Raw genomic sequence first — 3194 nt, 5'->3', positions numbered from 1 at the left:
AGTTCGGATTGGAGTCTGCAACTCGACTCCATGAAGCCGGAATCGCTAGTAATCGTAGGTCAGCCATACTACGGTGAATACGTTCCCGGGCCTTGTACACACCGCCCGTCAAGCGATGGAAGCTGGGGGTACCCGAAGCCGGTGGCCTAACCTTCGGGAGGGAGCCGTCGAAGGTAAACTCAGTGACTGGCGCTAAGTCGTAACAAGGTAGCCGTAGGGGAACCTGCGGCTGGATCACCTCCTTTCTAGGGAGATGTCCTTTCGATGAGAAAGGCGCACCTGGACCTCCTGCAAGTCACTCACCTTCTTGTTCAACCTTCCGGCTCGATCGCCGGCCTGCTCCAACCCGTGGTCCGCCCATGACCTTCAGGGCCGGTTTCGTCGCCATCGTCGGGCTTCCCAACGTCGGGAAGTCCACGCTGCTCAACGCCTTCCTCGGAGAACGGCTCGCGGCCGTCACGCCGAGGGCCCAGACGACCCAGCGTCGACTCCTTGGGATCTACTCGGACGAAGCCGCGCAGGCCGTGTTCATCGACACGCCCGGCCTCCTCGAGCCCCGCTACACCCTGCATCGGTCGATGCGCGAAGAGGCGCTCTCGGCGCTGGAAGACGCGGATCTCATCCTCGCCGTGGCCGACGCGGGGTTCGAAGCGAGCCTCGCCTGGGCGGCCGAGTTCGCGCATTCGGTGGGTGTCCCGAAGATCCTCTGCCTCAACAAGATCGATCGGCTTGAGACGTCCGGCCGCGAGGAGCTGCGGGCCCGATACGCAAGCGGCGGCTGGCACGGCGTATACGGGACGTGCGCCACGAGCGGCGAGGGGGTGCCCGAGGTGCTCGCAGCCCTGTTGGGCCGCCTTCCGGAGTCACCGGCCCTGTATCCCGTGGATGAACTTTCCGACGCGCCGGTCCGGCACTTCGTCGCCGAGATGATCCGGGAGACGTGTCTGGAGGAGCTGGCGGATGAGGTTCCCTACGCCGTGGCCATCCGGATCGAGGAGTTCCGCGACCGGGAAGGGGGAAGGCCCACGTACATCGAAGCCCTGATCTACGTGGAAAAGGAATCCCAGAAGGGGATCGTCGTGGGAGCCGGGGGAAGGACGATCCGCAAGCTCGGAACCCGCTCCCGCCTGAAGATCGAACGCTTCCTCGGGCGGCGGGTCTACCTCCGGCTTCGGGTCAAGGTTCTCCCGAACTGGCGGAAGAAAACGCATCATCTTAGGGTGCTCGGGTTCCGCGTTCCCGCGCAGGAGAACTGATGCCCCTCGATGACAGACTGCTTGAGATCCTCGCCTGCCCGAAGTGCAAGGGCGAACTGGAGTACCGCGTGGGGGAGGGAGAGGAAGCCCTGCTCTGTCGCCCCTGTCGCTTGAAGTTCGAGGTCGACGAGGGGATCCCGATCATGCTCATCGACGAGGCGACGCCTCTCTGACCCCCCGCGGCCGGTCCGGGGGCCGCAGCCGATCCGGGGGCCGCGGCCGACACCGGGGTCGCCGGCGACTCAGCGGACGGCTGCAACGGATCGAGAGCGGGGCGGCCTTCGTCATCCCGGACGAGGGCGACGAAGACATCTTCGTCCGCGCCCGCGATCTCGCCACGGCCGTCGACGGCGACCGCGTCGCGGTGCGGATCGAAGACCGCGGACGGCGCGGACCCCGCGGGACCATCGTCGAGGTGCTCGACCGGGCCCATCGGCATGTCGTCGGCGTGTTCCGCGCCGAGCGCGGGCACGGTTGGCTCGCCGCGACCCGGCCCAAACCGGGCATCGACTTGTTCATCCCGGTGCGCGCTCGCGGCGAAGCCGAACCCGGCGACCTCGCGGTCGTCGAGGTCACCGACTGGGGAGAGAAGGGTCCGGGCCCGGCGGGCCGCGTCGTACGCGTGCTCGGACCCTCCGACGATCCCGGCGTGGCGGTACTCGCCATCCAGGTGGGGTACGGGATCCGCGATGCGTTCCCCGAAGCCGTCGAGGACGCGGCGGCGGTCCTGGCCGCCCGCGGGATCCGGCCGGCGGACCTCAAGGGACGGGAGGATTGCCGGGGCGACCGCGTGATCACGATCGACCCCGCCGACGCCCGTGACCACGATGACGCGATCTCCATTACAAGGCTCGCGGAGGGCGGGGCGCGGATCGGCATTCACATCGCAGACGTGTCTCACTATGTACGCGAGGGAGATCGCCTCGACGCGGAAGCCTGGGAGCGCGGCACGAGCGTGTACCTCGTGGATCGCGTGCTGCCGATGCTCCCCCACGCGCTCTCGAGCGGCCTCTGCTCGCTCGTGCCCGGCGAAGACCGCCTGACGCTGGCCGCCTTCCTCACCGTCGACCGCCGGGGAGCCCTCCGCGGGACGCGCTTCGCCCGGGCCGTCATCCGAAGCGCGCACCGGCTCTCCTACGAGGAGGCGCAGGAGGCGCTGGACGGCGGAAGCACGTCGGCGACGGTGCGGGATCCGGGCCTGCGCGAGGACCTTCGGGCGCTGCTCGACGCGAGCCGAAGCTTCCGCCGACGCCGCCGGGCGCGCGGCGGTCTGGACTTCGACCTGCCGGAGTCCCGGGTCCTGCTCGACGAGGAGGGGGCTCCCATCGACGTACGGCGGCGCGAGCGGCTCGACTCGCACCGGCTCATCGAGGATCTGATGATCGCGGCGAACGAAGCGGTGGCGAACTGGGCGATCGAGCAGGGGGTGCCCGTACTCTACCGCATCCACGAGGAACCGAACCCCGAGAAGCTCGACACGCTCCGCCTCCTGGCGGGCGAGTTCGGTCTGTCCTTTCCGCAGCGGAATCCGCGCCCGCGCGACTTCCAGCGCCTGCTCGACGCGGTGAAGGGCAGGGTGGAGGAGCCGGTCATCTCGGTGCAGGTGCTGCAGAGTCTCGCCAAGGCCCGCTACGAGACGCGTAACGAGGGTCACTTCGGGCTCGCTTCGCCGGCGTACCTCCACTTCACGTCGCCCATCCGCCGCTACCCGGACCTCGTCGTCCACCGGCAGTTGGCTCGCTGGCTGGCGGAGCCGCGCAGCGTTCGCGACATCGACAGGGAATGGCTCTCGACGACGGCCCGGCAGGCTTCGGCGCGCGAAGAGAACGCGGCCCGTGCGGAGCGGGATTCGGTGGAACTCAAGAAGGTCGAGTTCATGGACCGGCATGTGGGCGATCACTTCGAGGGCACGATCAGCGCCACGGCCCGCTTCGGGTT

3 protein-coding genes and 1 rRNA gene are annotated in these 3194 nt (G+C 68.4%); all 4 read left to right on the top strand.

The window, feature by feature from the left end:
• Positions 1 to 245: ribosomal RNA gene (locus OXN85_00180) — 16S ribosomal RNA — on the top strand; the annotation flags it as partial.
• Between the two features lie 114 nt (positions 246 to 359).
• Positions 360 to 1256 carry a GTPase Era gene (gene era / locus OXN85_00175; protein MCY3598378.1) on the top strand — a complete coding sequence of 299 codons (897 nt, stop codon included), beginning with the start codon at positions 360 to 362 and terminating at the stop codon, positions 1254 to 1256.
• Entirely contained in the window at positions 1256 to 1429 is a 174-nt protein-coding gene (locus OXN85_00170; protein ID MCY3598377.1) for a Trm112 family protein, read from the top strand. Before era ends, OXN85_00170 begins: the two co-directional genes overlap by 1 nt.
• Positions 1351 to 3194, top strand: a 1844-nt coding sequence (locus OXN85_00165) for a VacB/RNase II family 3'-5' exoribonuclease (protein MCY3598376.1), incomplete at its 3' end; no start/stop codon positions are given. The genes OXN85_00170 and OXN85_00165, both read left to right, overlap by 79 nt.

The sequence above is a fragment of the Candidatus Palauibacter australiensis genome (genome assembly GCA_026705295.1).
Taxonomy (GTDB): Bacteria; Gemmatimonadota; Gemmatimonadetes; order Palauibacterales; family Palauibacteraceae; genus Palauibacter; species Palauibacter australiensis.
The sequence above is the reverse complement of the archived record's forward strand: the minus strand, read 5'-3'. Positions and strand labels throughout refer to the sequence as shown.